Origin of the sequence: Kibdelosporangium persicum (genome assembly GCF_013280595.1) — a bacterium.
Taxonomy (GTDB): Bacteria; Actinomycetota; Actinomycetes; order Mycobacteriales; family Pseudonocardiaceae; genus Kibdelosporangium; species Kibdelosporangium persicum.
The window spans coordinates 16,782-32,726 of sequence record NZ_JAAATY010000009.1 but is presented as its reverse complement, the minus strand read 5'-3'; the positions used below and the strand labels follow the sequence as shown (position 1 = coordinate 32,726).

The 15,945-nt window shown below is 67.8% G+C and carries 15 protein-coding genes and 1 tRNA gene; 5 read left to right on the top strand and 11 right to left on the bottom strand.

Annotated features, from left to right (window positions below; all coding sequences use genetic code 11):
- Position 1 precedes the first annotated feature (1 nt).
- Genes cysS through GC106_RS17805 form a run of 6 tightly spaced genes read right to left on the bottom strand, consistent with a single transcriptional unit; the run spans position 2 to position 4,114 of the window.
- The gene (cysS, locus tag GC106_RS17830; RefSeq protein ID WP_173131624.1) at positions 2 to 1,393 is read right to left on the bottom strand and encodes a cysteine--tRNA ligase; all 1,392 of its coding nucleotides are present in this window, start codon (positions 1,391 to 1,393) and stop codon (positions 2 to 4) included.
- A 33-nt stretch (positions 1,394 to 1,426) separates the two neighbouring features.
- The gene (locus GC106_RS17825; protein ID WP_173131621.1) at positions 1,427 to 2,092 is read right to left on the bottom strand and encodes an HAD family hydrolase; all 666 of its coding nucleotides are present in this window, start codon (positions 2,090 to 2,092) and stop codon (positions 1,427 to 1,429) included.
- A gap of 41 nt (positions 2,093 to 2,133) precedes the next feature.
- Complete coding sequence (locus tag GC106_RS17820; RefSeq protein ID WP_173131618.1) at positions 2,134 to 2,529, bottom strand: PPOX class F420-dependent oxidoreductase; 396 nt, start codon at positions 2,527 to 2,529, stop codon at positions 2,134 to 2,136.
- Between the two features lie 10 nt (positions 2,530 to 2,539).
- Positions 2,540 to 3,034, bottom strand: a complete 495-nt coding sequence (ispF, locus tag GC106_RS17815) for a 2-C-methyl-D-erythritol 2,4-cyclodiphosphate synthase (RefSeq protein WP_173131615.1) — start codon at positions 3,032 to 3,034, stop codon at positions 2,540 to 2,542.
- Positions 3,031 to 3,564 carry an IspD/TarI family cytidylyltransferase gene (locus GC106_RS17810; protein ID WP_312872730.1) on the bottom strand — a complete coding sequence of 178 codons (534 nt, stop codon included), beginning with the start codon at positions 3,562 to 3,564 and terminating at the stop codon, positions 3,031 to 3,033. The genes ispF and GC106_RS17810 overlap by 4 nt, the downstream gene beginning before the upstream one ends.
- A 55-nt stretch (positions 3,565 to 3,619) precedes the next feature.
- A complete protein-coding gene (locus tag GC106_RS17805; protein ID WP_033392499.1) occupies positions 3,620 to 4,114 on the bottom strand; it encodes a CarD family transcriptional regulator in 495 nt (164 codons plus the stop codon).
- Between the two features lie 275 nt (positions 4,115 to 4,389).
- Between GC106_RS17805 and GC106_RS17800 the strand changes: the two genes are divergently transcribed.
- Together GC106_RS17800 and radA are read left to right on the top strand one after the other, a co-directional pair.
- Entirely contained in the window at positions 4,390 to 5,139 is a 750-nt protein-coding gene (locus GC106_RS17800) for a hypothetical protein (protein WP_173131608.1), read from the top strand.
- 269 nt (positions 5,140 to 5,408) lie between these two features.
- The gene (gene radA / locus GC106_RS17795; protein ID WP_173131605.1) at positions 5,409 to 6,788 is read left to right on the top strand and encodes a DNA repair protein RadA; all 1,380 of its coding nucleotides are present in this window, start codon (positions 5,409 to 5,411) and stop codon (positions 6,786 to 6,788) included.
- Positions 6,789 to 6,845: 57 nt separating this feature from the next.
- Here radA and GC106_RS17790 read toward each other — a convergent pair whose 3' ends face one another.
- From GC106_RS17790 to GC106_RS17775, 4 genes are all read right to left on the bottom strand, one after another.
- Positions 6,846 to 7,001 (bottom strand): hypothetical protein, encoded by a 156-nt coding sequence (locus tag GC106_RS17790; protein ID WP_173131602.1) that lies wholly within the window; start codon positions 6,999 to 7,001, stop codon positions 6,846 to 6,848.
- 53 nt (positions 7,002 to 7,054) lie between these two features.
- Positions 7,055 to 9,586: a trehalose-phosphatase gene (otsB, locus tag GC106_RS17785; RefSeq protein WP_173131599.1), complete on the bottom strand. Its 2,532-nt coding sequence runs from the start codon at positions 9,584 to 9,586 to the stop codon at positions 7,055 to 7,057.
- Between the two features lie 66 nt (positions 9,587 to 9,652).
- Positions 9,653 to 11,077, bottom strand: a complete 1,425-nt coding sequence (locus GC106_RS17780; RefSeq protein ID WP_312872715.1) for an alpha,alpha-trehalose-phosphate synthase (UDP-forming) — start codon at positions 11,075 to 11,077, stop codon at positions 9,653 to 9,655.
- Positions 11,078 to 11,172: 95 nt separating this feature from the next.
- Positions 11,173 to 12,549 carry a threonine/serine exporter family protein gene (locus tag GC106_RS17775; RefSeq protein ID WP_173131593.1) on the bottom strand — a complete coding sequence of 459 codons (1,377 nt, stop codon included), beginning with the start codon at positions 12,547 to 12,549 and terminating at the stop codon, positions 11,173 to 11,175.
- A gap of 99 nt (positions 12,550 to 12,648) precedes the next feature.
- Here GC106_RS17775 and GC106_RS17770 point away from each other — a divergent pair.
- Positions 12,649 to 12,721, top strand: a tRNA-Thr gene (locus GC106_RS17770).
- A 96-nt stretch (positions 12,722 to 12,817) separates the two neighbouring features.
- On the opposite strand, the gene GC106_RS17765 is transcribed toward GC106_RS17770, so the two are convergent.
- Positions 12,818 to 13,189, bottom strand: coding sequence for a hypothetical protein (locus GC106_RS17765; protein ID WP_173131589.1), 372 nt, complete (start codon positions 13,187 to 13,189; stop codon positions 12,818 to 12,820).
- Positions 13,190 to 13,512: 323 nt separating this feature from the next.
- On the opposite strand from GC106_RS17765, the gene GC106_RS17760 reads away from it, so the two are divergent.
- Together GC106_RS17760 and GC106_RS17755 are read left to right on the top strand one after the other, a co-directional pair.
- Complete coding sequence (locus GC106_RS17760) at positions 13,513 to 14,937, top strand: prenyltransferase/squalene oxidase repeat-containing protein (protein WP_173131586.1); 1,425 nt, start codon at positions 13,513 to 13,515, stop codon at positions 14,935 to 14,937.
- A 108-nt stretch (positions 14,938 to 15,045) separates the two neighbouring features.
- Positions 15,046 to 15,945: a viperin family antiviral radical SAM protein gene (locus tag GC106_RS17755; protein ID WP_281368549.1), complete on the top strand. Its 900-nt coding sequence runs from the start codon at positions 15,046 to 15,048 to the stop codon at positions 15,943 to 15,945.

Genomic DNA, 15,945 nt, shown 5'->3' with positions numbered 1-15,945 from the left:
GCTAACTGTCCTTCAATGTCCAGAGTGGACCGTCGGGGGTGTCCTCGACGGTGATGCCGGCGGTGAGCAGGCGATCCCGCACCGCGTCGGCCGCGGCGAAGTCGCGCTCCCGGCGCGCCCGCTGCCGCTCGTCCAGCATCGCCTCGACCAGGGTGGCGAGGGCGTTGCGGTGTGCGGCGTCCGTTGTGGACTCCTCGGACCAGTGGTCCGACAACGGGTCGAGCCCGAGAACGCCCATCATCGCGCGAACGGTCGCGGCCGCCTCGCGGGCTGCGGAGTCCTTGTTGGACGCCAGTGCGATGTTGCCTTCCCGCACCGCGCTGTGCACGGCCGCGATCGCCGCGGGCGTGCCGAGATCGTCGTTCATCGCCGCGGTGAACTCCGCGCTCACGGCACCGGGCTCGACCGCGCCGAGCCTGCCGGTCACGTTGCGCACGAACGTCTCGATCCGGCCGTAGGCCGCGACCGCTTCGTCCAGCGCCTGCGGCGAGTACTCGATGGTCGACCGGTAGTGCGGCGTCACCAGGTAGTACCGCAGTTCCGGGGCCCGCACACCGGTCAGCATCTGCGGAATCGAGACCGTGTTGCCGAGCGACTTCGACATCTTCTCGCCCGACATGGTCACCCACGCGTTGTGCAGCCAGTACCGGGCGAACCCGTCGCCCGCCGCGTGCGACTGGGCCTGCTCGTTCTCGTGGTGCGGGAAGATCAGGTCGATCCCGCCGCCGTGGATGTCGAACTCGCTGCCCAGGTACGCCGTGGCCATCGCCGAGCACTCCAGGTGCCAGCCGGGACGGCCGGGCCCCCACGGCGTCGGCCACGACGGCTCGCCGGGCTTGGCGGCCTTCCACAACGTGAAGTCCCGGCTGTCGCGCTTGCCCTCGGCCGCGGTCTCGCCCTGCTGGACCTCGTCCAGCCGCTGCCCGGAAAGCGCGCCGTACCGCGGGAACGTGCGCACCGAGAAGTAGACGTCACCGGCGGCGGCGTAGGCGTGCCCGTTGTCGATCAGCCGCTGCATCAGCTCGATCATCTGGGTGATGTGCCCGGTCGCGCGCGGCGTGTACGACGGCGGCAGGCAGCCGAGAGCGTCGTACGCGTCCTCGAACGCACGCTCGTGCGTCTGCGCCCACTCCCACCACGGCCTGCCCGCCTCGGCGGCCTTGGTCAGGATCTTGTCGTCGATGTCCGTGACGTTGCGGACGAGCACGACGTCCAGCCCGCCGTGCGCCAGCCAACGACGCAGCACGTCGTAATTCAGCGCGCCACGGACATGGCCGATATGCGGAACGCCCTGCACAGTGGCCCCACACACGTAGATGGACGCCGTTCCGTTCCGCGCGGGATGAAACTCCCGTGTGCTCCGGGCCGCCGTGTCATACAGGTGAAGGCTCACGCAAAGAGATGGTACGGGAGCCGCGAATCGGGTTTACCATCCGTTCTCCGCGAGAACCCGCAGCAACGCGTCGGGCCGTTGGTCGACGGGTAACGGATCGACGATCGCCACCGAGCAGCCGATCTCGGCCGCGCCGCCGTCGGCCTCCTCGCTGTCGCCGACCATCAGCACCTGCTCAGGCGGCACGCCGATGCGCTCGCAGGCGACGGTGAACAACCGGGCGTCCGGTTTGATCGCACCCTCCTGATAGGACAGCACGAATTCGCTGACCAGGTCGGCCACACCGGCCCGTTCGAATGTGCCGCGGATGTCCCATGCGATGTTGCTGACCACCCCGACCGGAATTCCGGCACGCGCCAGTGTTTTCAACGCCTCCGTGGTATCCGGATACGGGTACCAGTTCTCCGGGTCGAGCATTCGCTCGTAGAGCAGTTCGGGATTGCCCACGCCCGAACCGTCCAGAACGGCGAGGTAGAGCTCGCGGTGCAACGGCGGGTCGAGATCACGCCGGTGCCAGTTGTCGTACAGCCGCTCGGGCAGGCCTTCCGGGCGTCCGGTCGGTGCCGTCATCCGGCGCAGGATCTCGGCCTGGTGCTCGCCAGCCAACGGCCTGCCGTCGTGGTCGACCAGCCCGCTCAGGTCCGGCTCGAACCGGAACAACGTGCCGGAGTAGTCGAACAGGACCCCTCGGATGCTCATGCGGCCAGGCTAGTGACGCCCGGCCGCGCCGTGGGTGTGTCCTATACCGCGTAGCCGGTGAGCTTCTCCGGTGTCAGCCGCACGACCACGCGGACGTTGTCCGTGCCGATGTCGCCCTTGTACTCCTCGCCGGTGTACTTCCGCGACAGGTCGTTGATCAGCTGGTCGCCGCCCTCCTCGGTGAGCGTCACCGAGCCGCGGGCCTCGAAGTAGCTGTACGGGTCCCCGCTGTCGAAGACCGAGACGCTCGCCCGCGGGTCACGACGCAGGTTGCGGTCCTTCAACCGGCCCTTCACGGTCGAGAAGAGCAGGTCGTCGCCGTCCCGCGTGATCCACACCACGGAGGTCTGCGGGCTGCCGTCGGCGTTGATCGTCGCGATCGTGGCGAAGTTCCTGCCATCGGCGATGGCGCGGACTTTTTCCGGGAGAGAAGCCATACGCCGGAGCCTATTGCGGTTGTCCGCCGTTCGCCGGACTTGCCACGATCAGGGCACTGGCGACGGCCGCGATGCCCTCACCACGCCCGGTCAGGCCCAGCCCGTCGGTTGTCGTCCCGGACACGGAGACAGGCCCGCCGACGGCTTCGGACAGCACCTTCTCGGCCTCGGCGCGGCGCTTGCCGATCCGCGGCGCGTTGCCGATCACCTGCACGGAAGCGTTGCCGACCTGGAAACCGGCCGCTTCGACGCGGCGACGGACCTCGGTGAGCAATTCCACGCCGTGCGCACCGGCCCAGCGCGGGTCGCCTGTGCCGAACACCGCACCGAGGTCGCCCAGCCCAGCCGCGGTGAGCAACGCGTCGCACAGTGCGTGCGCGGCGACGTCACCATCGGAGTGACCGTCGCAGCCGTCCACGCCCTCCCACAGCAGGCCGGCGATCCAGCAGTCACGGCCGGCGGCGATGGGATGGACGTCAGTGGCGGTTCCTACCCGTGGGATCACGGCGTCACGCTAGCGACGTCGATCTCCGTGCGGATACGCAGGCCATGGGGATGCCCCGGGACCGTGCGTAACGGGATGCCCAGGTTGCGCGGGTCGTCGGCCTTGCGGAGCACGTCGATGGGCGCGCCGAGCGGGGACTGCGTCACACGCAGCTCGGACCGGTCCCTGGTGGCGAGGATCCGGCCGTCAGGATCGACCTGTTTGACAGTGTCGGTCAGCGGCAGGACCGGGATGACGGCCTGCGCGCCGCGTTCGAGCTCGTCGACGACCGCTTTGATCACTTCGGGTGGCGTCTCGGCGCGTTCGACGTCGTGGATCAGCCCGAACCGGACGCCCGGGAACCGCTCGGCCGCGGCTTCGAGCGCGTTGTGCAGATCACCGACCACGACCGTGCAGTGCTCGTGGGTGTAGTCGAGCGGCTTCTGGGTACAAACAAAAACGTGCCGTACGCAGCCTGCGTCAAGCAGGCCACGCACGGCACGCTCTGTCAATGGCATGCCATGTACGGAAACGACTCCGGTCGCCGGCACGACCACGAGCGCGACGGAACTCTGCACTCTGCTGTTTCCCGTACTGCGGGGTGGACTAGACCGCCGCGGCTGTGGCGAGAACTTCGTCGAGGAGGACCTCGGCCTTGTCCTCGTCGGTGCCCTCGGCCAGTGCCAATTCGCTCACCAGTATCTGTCGAGCCTTGGCCAGCATCCGCTTCTCGCCAGCGGATAGGCCACGGTCCTTCTCACGCCGCCAGAGGTCTCGCACCACTTCGGCAACCTTGTTCACATCGCCGGAGGCGAGCTTCTCCAGGTTGGCCTTATACCGCCGTGACCAGTTGGTCGGCTCCTCCGTGTGAGGAGCGCGCAAAACATCGAAGACGCGGTTCAGACCTTCTTGACCCACGACGTCACGAACGCCCACAATCTCGGCGTTGTCAGCGGGTACGCGAACCGTGAGATCACCTTGCGCGACCTTGAGGACGAGGTACTTCTTCTCCTCGCCCTTGATCACGCGGGTCTCGATTGCTTCGATGAGAGCGGCACCGTGGTGCGGGTAGACGACGGTCTCTCCGACCTTGAAAACCATGTGTCCTCTGCCCCTTTCGCTGACTCCATTCTAACACGTCCCGCAATCCCCCTCAGCTCGGTGTGGAACAGGTAAGCGCAGGTCAGCGGCCCGAGGATGGACCGGCTGGGGGTTGACAAAATACGTGTGGGCATGCATCGAGATGACAATTAACGATCTTGATGCGATACTGCGCGCTCCTTTGTGGACTTCGACTCGGCGAGGTGCTCGCGATGGGCCGCGCAGCGCCGGATACCCTTCGGGCCGACGCGTTTTCCCCAGGAAGGACCGGCAACGTGAGTCGTCAACGGCACAGCCTGCGCTTCGCCACTGCGGCGGTCGGTATCGCGCTCGCGCTCGCGGGCTGCGGCGCCGGCCAGATCTCGCAGACCGCCGGCATGGAGGCCGCGGTCAACGGCGGCCAGGGCAACGTCGGATCGATCGCCGTCCGCGACGTCCAGCTCGCCTACCCGCCCCGCGGCGTCTACCAGGCAGGCTCGGACGCGGTGCTGATCGGCACGATCGTGAACAGCGGGCAGACGGACGACGAGCTGATCTCGATCACCAGCCCGGCCGGTCAGGTGCGGATCAGCGGTGACAGGAACCTGCCGGCGGGCCGTTCGCTGATCTTCGAAGCGCCCGCGGGTGGCGTGGCCGCGACCCCGTCCTCCACTTCCAGCGCACCGACGACCACCGGCTCGTCAACGCCCGGCTCGGCCACGTCCGGCGTGCCGACCTCCGGCTCCGTCACCTCGGGCTCCCCGACTTCGGGCTCGGCGCCTGGCTCCGTTTCCGGCTCGGCGACGTCGGGTCCGGCGACCACCACCACCACGCCGCGCACGACCGGCGGGGCGGACGCGGCGCGTCCGGCGACCATCGGCAAGATCACCGGAATCCTCACCGACATCGCCGAGGAGATCCGCTCGGGCAAGACGATCGAGCTGACCTTCACGTTCCGCAGCGGCTCGACGACCATCCAGGTGCCGATCGCCGTGCCGACCACGCCGCGCCAGGCCCCCGCCGGCGGCGGTGGCGGCGGCCACTGAGGTAGAGCAGCCCTGCAAACCCCTCGTGAGTGTTTATCAGGGTTAGAACACTGATAAACACTCACGAGGGGTGAGCTGGGGCGATGCAGCTTTGGGCTGGTCGCGCCAGTCGTTTACGGCACGCGACGCGCCCGACGCCGCCCCAGCCACAGCACGAGTAGGCACCCTGCGGTGTCGGCTGCGCGGGCGGGGCGGAAACGGCTGGCTTCCAGCGACCGAACCTGTCCGAGCGAAGCGAGGACAATCCGACACTGTCGGACGTTGCCGCTATGTTGCGCGGCGTGGCGAAGAAGTCGGGTCCGGCGTACCGATGCGGTGAGTGCGGTGCTGTCGTGGCCAAGTGGTTCGGCAGGTGCCCGGAGTGCCAGGCGTGGGGCACGATCGAGGAGGTCGCGGCGGCCAGGCCCGCCCTGGCCAAGGTGGTCGCGGGCGCTCCCAGCTCGCCTGCCCGGCCGATCGCCGAGGTCGACGTCGAGTCCGCGCGGGCGCAGCGCACCGGTGTGCCTGAGCTGGACCGGGTGCTGGGTGGGGGCCTGGTTCCGGGGGCGGTGGTCCTGTTGGCGGGCGAGCCCGGTGTGGGCAAGTCGACGCTGCTGCTCGAGGTCGCCTATCAATGGGTGGCCAGGGACGACTCGCCTGGCCGCGCCCTCTACATCACCGGCGAGGAGTCAGCGGGCCAGGTGCGGCTGCGGGCCGAGCGGACCGGGAACGTGCACAACGAGATGTTCCTGGCCTCGGAGAGCGACCTGTCGACCGTGATCGGACACGTCGACGCGGTGAAACCGACCATGCTGGTGATCGACTCGGTGCAGACCATGTCCTCACCCGCGGTGGACAGCTCGGCGGGCGGGGTGACCCAGGTCAGGGCGGTGACGGCGGCGTTGGTCGCCTTGGCGAAGGAGCGCGGCCTGCCGGTGGTGCTGGTCGGGCACGTCACCAAGGAAGGTTCGGTCGCCGGGCCGCGGGTCCTCGAGCACCTCGTCGACGTGGTGCTGCACTTCGAGGGCGACAAGTACTCGTCGTTGCGGCTGGTCCGTGGCGTGAAGAACCGGTTCGGTGCGGCGGACGAGGTCGGCTGTTTCGAGATGGTCGAGGATGGCATCGTCGGCGTGCCGGATCCGTCCGGGATCTTCATGAGCAACCGTGTCGAGGGCGTTCCGGGCACGGCGGTCACGGTCATCCTCGAAGGCAAACGCGCACTGCTGGGCGAGGTCCAGGCCCTTGTCGCGAGCACCGAGGCGCCGATGCCGCGGCGCGCCGTGAACGGCCTTGAGGCGTCGAGGGTCGCGAAGGTGCTCGCAGTACTGGAAAGGCGCGCGAGCCTGCCGCTGGGCAAATCAGACGTGTTCACGGCGACCGTGGGCGGCATGCGGATCATCGAACCGGCAGGCGACCTGGCGCTCGCGATGGCCGTCGCGAGCGCCAAGCTGGACATCCCGCTGCCGAACGACATGGTGATCATCGGCGAAGTCGGCCTGGCCGGTGAGGTACGCCGGGTGGGCAGCGTCGGCAGGCGTCTCGCCGAAGCGGCCAGGCTGGGCTTCAAGCGTGCGCTGATCCCGCCGGACTCCGGCCGGCTGCCCGCGGAGATCAGGGCGACCGTCGTACCCGACCTGCGAACACTGGTGGACACGTTGTCCAAGCGCTGACCACCACTGGGGTCCGCGCGCCCCCCGACCGGCGCGCGGACCCCGAGTCATATCGATTCACTTGGCCGGTTTGTCACCCATCTTGACCGCGACTCCGGCGCTGCGGACCAGGTAGTGCCGCAAGACCGCGGCGTGACTGCCGAACAGCCACCCGAAGACAAGGCCGGGATCGGCCCGCTCAAGTCGGGCCGGCCCCGGCCTGGGATCAGTCACAGGCCTCACACTGACTTATTGCCGGTGACGGGCCTGCACGTTCACGCTCCGGCTCAGTCGGCGGCGCTCAGCAGCTGCGCGCACCGGATCAACCCGAGGTGGCTGTAGGCCTGCGGGTGGTTGCCCAGCGAGCGCTCCGCGATCGGGTCGTACTCCTCGGGCAGCAGACCCGTCGGCCCGGCACAGTCCACCATCTGCGCGAACAGGTCCTCGGCCTCGGTGCGGCGACCACACAGCAGGTACGCCTCGATCATCCACGCGGCGCACAGGTGGAAGCCGCCTTCGTTGCCCGGCAGACCGTCGTCCCGGCGGTAGCGGTACACAGTGGACCCGCTGCGCAGCTCCGCCTCGATCGCGGTGACGGTCGACCCGAACCGCTCGTCGGACGGGTCGATCAGCCCGGACAAGCCGACGAACAGCGACGCGGCGTCCAGGTCCGTGCCGTCGTAGGCCGTGGTGAACGACTTGACCTCGTCGTTCCAGCCCTTGGCCAGCACGTCCTGGGCGATCTTGTCGCGCAGCCCGTGCCACTCCGGGTTCGGCTGACGGCCATACGTTTCCGCCAGCGTGATGGCACGGTCGATGGTCAGCCAGCACATCACCTTCGAGTACACGTGGTGGCGCGGGCGGTGCCGTTCCTCCCAGATGCCGTGGTCCGGCTCTTCCCACCGGCGCGACACGGCCTCGGCCATCGCGTTGGTCATCTTCCAGTCGTCGTCGGTGAGCTTGCCGCGCGCCAACGACAGGGCCGCGACCAGGTCCACGATCGGACCGAACACGTCGAGCTGGACCTGCTGGTTGGCAAGGTTTCCGACGCGCACGGGCCGTGAACCGGCGTACCCGGGCAGGGTGTCGATCACGGCCTCCGGGCCGAGACCGGTGCCCGCCAGCGTGTAGAGCGGGTGCAACCGCTCCGGGCCGGGGACCGTGGCCAGCACGCCGTGCACCCAGTTCAGGAACGCTTCCGCCTCGGTGTAGGAACCCAGCGACACCAACGCTTTCGCGGTCAGCGCGCCGTCACGCAGCCAGCAGTACCGGTAGTCCCAGTTGCGGATGCCGCCGATCTCCTCGGGCAGGGACGTCGTGGCGGCGGCCATGATGCCGCCCGTCTCGCTGTGGCACAGGCCACGCAGCGTCAGCGCCGACCGGACCACCAGGTCCTTCTCGACCGGCGGGAACGTCAGCGACTCCAGCCACTCCGTCCAGTACAGGTTCGCGCGGTTCTTGCGCTCCGGCTCGGGAATGGGGTCCGGCGCCAGGTCGTCCGTGCCGCACCGCAGTTCCAGCAGCACCGGCTCACCGTTCGGCGTGACGATCGCCCGCGCGGTGTCGTGCATGCCGTCGGAGGTGATCTCCCAGTCCACGCCGGGGGAGTGCAGCGCCATCGGGTCGGACGTACCGACCACGCGCAGGCCGTTCTCGTTGCGCACCAGCTTGACCGGCACCTGGCCGAACTCCGGCCGCGGCGCGAACTCGACGATCGCGCGGCTGCTTCCGGTGATCGTGCGGATCAGGTCGGTACGGTGCGGCTGGGCGTAGTGCTCGAGATAGTCCGTGACGAGCAGGCCCGACCAGCGGGTCTCCACGGTCATCGTGCCCGGCAGGTAGCGCTGGCCCAGCGGCAGGCCGCCGCGTTCCGGCGTGACCGACAGGTGTCCGGCGCTCGGGCCGCCCAGCAGATCGGCGAACACCGCCGCCGAGTCGGGCTCCGGGTGGCACAACCAGGTGACCCGGGCATCGGGCGTCAGCAAGGCGACCGAGCGCTCGTTGGCCAGCATGGTCAGCCGCTCGATCGGGGTGGCCTGCTCGCCGTACAGCCAGTTCCGCCGCTCCTCCAACAGGAACGCCAGCATCGTGGCGACCGCCGGAGTGTCGTCGATGCGGAACTGGGCGAGCGTCTCGCCACCGCCGACCTTGACGCCGAGGTCCGGTCCGGAGAGCCGGGCGAAGGCCTTCTCGTCGGTCACGTCGTCGCCGACGAAGATGGCCGCCGTCGCGCCCACCTGGTGCCGCAGCACGTCGAGCGCGTGGCCCTTGTCGGTCTGCACGACGGCCAGTTCGATGACGGCCTTGCCCTCGGTGACCTGGACGCCTTCCCAGGTGCACGGCCCGTTGCGGACCGCCTCGGCGACCCGGTCGGCGACCGGCTGCTCGGCGCGCCGGTAGTGCACGGCCACGCTGGCCGGCTTGACCTCCAGGTGCACGCCGGTGACGCCGTCGACCAGCCGCTCCAGTTCCGCCTCGACCCTGGCGTGCAGTTCACGGGCAGGGCCGTTGAGCGAGTGCACGAAGCCGATGTCGAACTCCGACCCGTGGCTGCCGACCAGGTGTACCTCGGCGGGCAGCCTCGACATCGTCGCGAGGTCCCGCAGCGCCCGCCCGGAGATCACCGCGGTGGTGGTCTCGTGCAGGCCGGCGAGCGAACGCAACGCGTGCACGGACTCCGGTTGCGGCCGTGCTTTGTCCGGGTCTTCGACTATCGGCGACAGCGTGCCGTCGTAGTCGCACGCAACCAGCAGGCGCGGTGTGCGTGCGAGCTGAACGATCGCCCGCCTCAGTTCGGCGGGGAGAGCCTCGGCAGTCACGCCTTCTCCTCGTGCTCCAGCGTGGCAGCCACTGCCACTGTCGGTGAAGTTACGATCTGAACTGATTCAGTTCAACCCCTGGGACCCCAGTGCCTCGAGGAACGACCGTGCCCAACGGTCGACGTCGTGGGTGAGGACCTGGCGTCGCAGAGCGCGCATCCTACGGCGACCCTCCGCTGGGTCGATCGTAAGGGCCGCATGCAGCGCGTTCTTCACCCCGTCAAGATCATGTGGGTTGACCAGGAACGCGCTGGTGAGTTCGGCGGCCGCGCCGGCGAACTCACTGAGCACCAGTGTGCCGCCCAGGTCGTGCCTGCACGCCACGTACTCCTTGCACACAAGATTCATCCCGTCTCGCACCGGCGTGACCAGCATGACGTCGGCTGCCGAGTAGAAGGCGACCAGCTCTCGCCGGTCCACCGACTGGTGCAGGTAGTGCACGACCGGGTGACCCACTTTGCCGAACTCCCCGTTGATGCGGCTGACCACCTGCTCGATGCCCTGGCGCATCCGCTGGTAGTGCTCGACCCGTTCCCGGCTCGGCGTCGCGAGCTGGACCATGGTCACCTCATCAGGATCGACCCTGCCCTCGATGAGCAGCTCCTGCAACGCGTTCAGCCGAACGTCGATGCCCTTCGTGTAGTCCAGCCGGTCCACGCCGAGCAGGATCTTCTTCGGGTTGCCCAGGTCGGCCCTGATCTGCTGGGCACGCTGGATGGTGTCCCGCTTGCGGGCCAGCCCGTCCAGCCCGGCCGAGTCGATCGAGATGGGGAACGCGCCGACCCGCACCGGCCGGTCGCCGACGTGGATCAGGCCGGGCCTGGTCCGCACACCGACCGCGGCACGGCTGGGCTCCAGGCCGACGAGCCTGCGTGCCAGCCAGAGGAAGTTCTGCGCACCACCTGGCCGGTGGAACCCGACCAGGTCGGCGCCGAGCAGTCCGCGCACGATCTCGGTCCGCCACGGCAGCTGCATGAACAGCTCGACCGGCGGGAACGGGATGTGCAGGAAGAAGCCGATCCGCAGGTCAGGGCGCTGTTCGCGGAGCAACTGCGGCACCAGTTGCAGCTGGTAGTCCTGCACCCACACCGTCGCGCCCGGTGACGCGACGGCCGCCGCGGCCTCCGCGAACCGGTGGTTGACCTTGACGTAGCTGTCCCACCAGGCGCGGTCGAACACGGGAGCTTCCACCACGTCGTGGTACAGCGGCCACAGTGTGGCGTTGGAGAAGCCCTCGTAGTAGTCACGGACATCGGTGGCCGACAACGTGACGGGGATCAAACGCAGGCCGTCGTCCTCGAACTCGTCGACGTCCACGTCCGCGACGCCGGGCCAGCCGACCCAGGCGCCGCTCTTGGATCTCAAGAACGGTTCGAGCGCGCTGACCAGGCCGCCTGGGCTGTGTTTCCACCGCTGCGTACCGTCAGGCGCACGTTCGAGGTCGACCGGCAGCCGGTTGGCCACGACGATGAAGTCCGCACCACTGTTCACCGGACGAGAGCCTCCTTGTGATGACACTGACCAAAAGACAGTAGCCAGTTAGGCCGCTGAGCGCGTCCGGCAAACGGTCAGGTGGTAAGTCTCACTCAGACGCCGTTGTCTCGTGCTTCAAGCCGTTGCCATGTCGGCCCGACCAGTCTGATGGGTCCGAGCCGGCGTTCCAACCTCCCCAGGGTTGTCCGGACCGGTTGTGCCAGGTATTCGCCGAGAACCACACCCGCGCCCAGCGCCAGCGCGATCCCGAGAGCTGTCATCAGCGTCACCACGCCAGCCGACGTACGGTCGACCGCGAGCTCGTACAGCGACCGGTACGTGGTCAGCCCCGGAAACAGCGGTGTCATCCCGGACACAGCCACCACCAGGGGGGTGACGCGCAGCCGTCCCGCCATCACGCCGCCACAGAAACCGATGCCCGCAGCGGCGACGGCCGACGCCACGATCGGCCCGGCACCGCCCAGCACAAGCGTGCCGTAGCCAAGAGCGCCCAACGCGCCAGCGGCACTCGCGACCATCAGCGAACGCATCGTGGCGTAGCTCGCCAGGGCGAAGCACCCGGCCGCCGCGGCTCCCGCCAACGCCTGCACCGGCAGCCGCAGCGCGGTCGGCGGCAACGCGTTGGCCAAGGGCACCGTCGGCAACCCCAGTTCCTTCGCCATGTTCAGAGCGAGCACAACCCCGCCAATGAGGCCCGCCGTCATCAGCGCGACCTCCATCACCCGGCCCGACGCCGTGACGGTGTAGCCCGTGATGGCGTCCTGCACGGCACCAACGACGCTCAGACCGGACAACAGCACGGTGATGGCAGCAGCGACTACGAGCGTCGGCGACTCACCGAGCCACCCCGTCGAGACGACGGCGAGGGACCCGCCCGTGGCCAAGGCGCCGCCGATCACCTGCTGGAAGAAGAACGGCAGGTTGTACCGGTTGAGCACGCGTCCGATGCGGTCGATGACCGCGGTGATGACGGCGGCCACCAACGCGACCAACGGCCCTGCACCCAGCAGCACGGTGACGCTCGCCGCCATCCCCGCCCACGCGGCCGTCGCGACCCACCGCGGGTAGGGGTGCTTCGCCTGGGTGATCTGGTCGAGCCGCCTGGCGGCGTCCAGAGTGGTCGTCCTGTGGCGCGTGATGTCCCGTACCAGCTGCTCGACGGCAGCGAGCCGCGTGTAGTCCAGCCCCCTGGACCGCACGACCCGCAACGACGTCACAGGCGCATGGTCAGGGCCGCGATGGCAGCACACGGTGATAGAGGTGAACGTCACATCCACCTCACACTGATCAAGGCCGCAAGCGTTTGCGACCGCACTGATCGTGGCAGTCACATCGGAAGCGCCCGCACCCGAGCTCAACTGCACCTCGCCGATCCGCAACGCCAGGTCAAGCACCTGATTGACGACCGACGGGTCCGGCACCCACCGCGCCACGACGACTCCTCCCAGCTCACACGTCCCGCGTGGCATCGCAAGCAGGGGAAGCGGTGTTGCAGTGGCGTGCGCCACTTGGCGGAGCCTCGGTGATTAAGGGTTCGACGGCCCGCATACGATGGTCCGGAACGTCCCGCCGGTGTAGCTCAATTGGCAGAGCACTCGCCTTGTAAGCGAAAGGTTACGGGTTCGAGTCCCGTCACCGGCTGGGTCTGTTCTTGACCTCCCGCCGTTGTGGCCCCTTCCCGGCCCAGCGCTGAGTGCTTTCTGCGTGGGCCAGGTGGCTCTTCTTTTTCGTCCGTCGTCAGCGGAACCAGCTCAGTAGGGCCGCGCATGCCATCAGGGCGGGCAGGCACCACCGAGTCACCTTGATCTGGTTCTGGTTCCTGTCCCGGTCCACCACGTGGTCCGGGTAGACCGACACCGACCAGCTGACGGAGATCAGGAGAAGGCCGCCTGTGATCACCGGCCAGACCGGCAGTTCGACGAGGGCCGTCCGCCATGCGAAGTAGGGCACGACCAGTGCGAGGGCACCGAGCAGCAGGGCGCCTGTGGAGATGGCCAGGTGCCGTTTCACCGCCAGGAAGGCGATGAAAACGACTGTCGCCGCGGCGGAGGAGACAAGGGCACCGGTGCTGATGGTGGCGGTGGGAAGCTCGTTCACCACCGCGGGCACGCCGGACGCCAGGATGGCGAGCCCGGCGATGCCCCCCAGAACCTAGTCAGCCAGTCAACCTCTCGATCTTGCATTCCGGACCTTCCGCCGGCTCCCGCCCGCCATGCCGCCGCCCCGGCACGGTGAAATGACCTGTCTTCTCTTCAATACAGTGGGATTAACCGAAATACGTCACGGCAGATGAAGGCGATCTCCTCTTGGTCGTCCAGAGATTCGTAAGTAGAATTGCCGTGAGTCAGCGTGGCCACACCGTGAGTGGGGACGGAGTCTCGACGAACGGTCAACCTCCCTGCTGTCTTCATCTTCGAGGTGGGGAGGTGGAGATGAACGAACGCAAGGTTCTCCTCGTCAACCTGATCATTTCCGTCGGCTCCGGCGAGCGCTTTCTCGTCTGGCTGCCGTTGGGCGGGCCGTGTTGCCCTCAGGTCAAGGTGCTGGCAGGGGCCGAACCCTTCGGGCGACGGATCGAGGCCGCCGCGATGGCGGCGCTGGGAGTGGCTGTCGCGTATCGAGAAGTCCTTTCGTATCAGGTGTTCCTTGACGGCACGGAAGTGTATGCGCTGGTGAAGGCGCACGAGCCGGTCGAGGTGCCGCCTGGCCTGGTGCAGCTCCCGCTGGCTCAGCTGACCGGAATGCGCACAGATCCGTTGCTGCTGACGCTTTTCCAGGTCGCCGGGCACCGGGCCGCGGCGGAACAGTTCGCCGTTCACGTCGGCGGCGAGGTTCAGCGCGCACTGGCGAAGTCGGCGGAGTATCTGGAAGAGAAGTTCACCGCAGAAGGCGGTCGGTGTGGCTGGTCCCAGTACCTTTCCAACGACGCGGTCGGCGTTCTCTCGTCAGCCCAGGGCCTGCTGGCGCTGGCGCACACCAAGATCGGCAGCCGGTACATAGCCCCGACCGCCGCCTGCCTGAAACAGTCGCAGAACGAGGACGGCGGCTGGCAGGTCCGGCACTCGCTGATCGGGCAACCCAACGACATTTCGATCACTGAGAGCACGTGCTACTGCATGTGGGCATTGCTGGAGGCCGGTCGCACGCCGGACGAACTGGCGGTCGCCCGCGGTGCCGGATGGCTCCTGGCCACTCAACGCGGGTCAGGCGGGTGGGGCGCGTCGGAACTGACCAAGGAAACCCAGGTGATCGCGACAGCCTTCGCGGTCCGGGTGCTTGCCCGGCTGGGCTGCTACCCCAAGGCGGTGGAGCGAGGGGTGGACTGGCTGTTGTCCGCTCAGTGCCCGGACGGTGGCTGGGACTACGTCCGAGTTCTGCGCAAAGGCAAACCGTCCGCCGCGCCCACGGCACACGCGGTCATCAGTCTGCTTGCGGCGGGCATCCGGCCGGACGAACCGGCTGTCGCCCGTGCCTGCGTTTCACTGCGCGAGAAATTCAGCGAAACGGAGGCGGAACCCTGGCGGTCGACGATCTTCGACACGTTGGTCGACCCGAACACCGGCTCTCGTCTCACCTTCCGGAATTACGCCACGCCGTGGGCGCTGATCGCCCTGTATCGGGCGGGATCCGGTTTTGTCGACCGCTATATCCAGAAAGGAGTGACCCGACTGCTCGATCAGCAAGACGACGACGGGTCCTGGCGATGCAACGGAACGATCCCCAGCCGTACCACTATGTGGGCGGCTCATGACGCGGTCTATGCGCTTACCCGGGTGGTGGGCCCGACGGTGGTCGACCGGCCGGTATCCATGGAGTGCCACAACGAGGCGTGCCTCGAGATGGAGGCCCAGCTCTGATTCGGCGCGGTCGAGCCTCTGTGTCGTGTCGTGACACAGTGGACTATCGTTCGCCCGGTGACGACGTCGGCGGTTCTCCGCTCGAAGACAGGTGTGCCCGCTCGGCGGATGATCCGTGCGCGTTCCTATGCTTTTCGGCGCATCGCCTCGGTGAATTATCACCTGTGGCAGGCGTGCAACATGGCGTGCAAATTCTGTTTCGCGACGTTCGACGACATGAAGCACACCGTGTTGCCGGCCGGCCACTTGAACAAAGAGGATTCCGCACTCGTGGTGCGACGGCTGGCCGAAGCGGGATTCCGGAAGATAAACTTCGCCGGCGGTGAACCGCTTCTTTGTGCCTGGCTGCCCGACATGGTCGCGCAGGCCCGGGAGTACAAAATGGCCACTTCGATGGTGACCAACGGGAGCCTCGCCGACCGGCCGCGGTTCGCGAAGGTTCTGGAACACCTCGACTGGGTGGCGCTCAGCGTGGACAGCGTCGACTCCGGAACGCTCATCAGGACGGGCCGGGTGACCAGGAACGGCCCGATGACGGCAGACGACTACCTACGCATCTGCGAGCGGGTCAAAGCCGCGGGTGTCCGCCTGAAGATCAACACTGTCGTCACGTCCGCGAACAAGGATGAGGACCTCACCGGGTTCATCCGTACGGCCAGGCCTGAGCGGTGGAAGATCATGCAGATGCTTCCGATGGCGGGACCGGACTCGCGTCACGACCCGGAACTCCAGGTCGGCGCTGAGGACTTCGCCCGATTCGTCAGGCACAGCAACAAGGTGGAACTCGACGGCATCCGTGTCATCGCCGAGCGCAGCCAGGACATGAAGGGCAGCTACGTCATGGTCGACCCCGCTGGCCGGTTCTACGACAACGTGGACGATCAGTACTCGTACAGCCAGCCGATCTTGGCAGTGGGCGCGGACACGGCGTTGTCGCAGGTGCGGGTCTCCAAGTGGGCGTTCCATGCTCGTGGTGGACTGTACGAGTACCAGTCGCAGGGAAGCTGA

What these genes read in the sequence shown, in the direction of transcription:
- GC106_RS17825 (WP_173131621.1), bottom strand. Translation starts at nt 2,092, where the DNA reads ATGAGCATCCGAGGGGTCCTGTTCGACTACTCCGGCACGTTGTTCCGG.
- GC106_RS17820 (WP_173131618.1), bottom strand. Translation starts at nt 2,529, where the DNA reads ATGGCTTCTCTCCCGGAAAAAGTCCGCGCCATCGCCGATGGCAGGAAC.
- GC106_RS17805 (WP_033392499.1), bottom strand. Translation starts at nt 4,114, where the DNA reads ATGGTTTTCAAGGTCGGAGAGACCGTCGTCTACCCGCACCACGGTGCC.
- radA (WP_173131605.1), top strand. Translation starts at nt 5,409, where the DNA reads ATGTTGCGCGGCGTGGCGAAGAAGTCGGGTCCGGCGTACCGATGCGGT.
- GC106_RS17775 (WP_173131593.1), bottom strand. Translation starts at nt 12,549, where the DNA reads ATGCCACGCGGGACGTGTGAGCTGGGAGGAGTCGTCGTGGCGCGGTGG.
- GC106_RS17760 (WP_173131586.1), top strand. Translation starts at nt 13,513, where the DNA reads ATGAACGAACGCAAGGTTCTCCTCGTCAACCTGATCATTTCCGTCGGC.
- GC106_RS17755 (WP_281368549.1), top strand. Translation starts at nt 15,046, where the DNA reads ATGATCCGTGCGCGTTCCTATGCTTTTCGGCGCATCGCCTCGGTGAAT.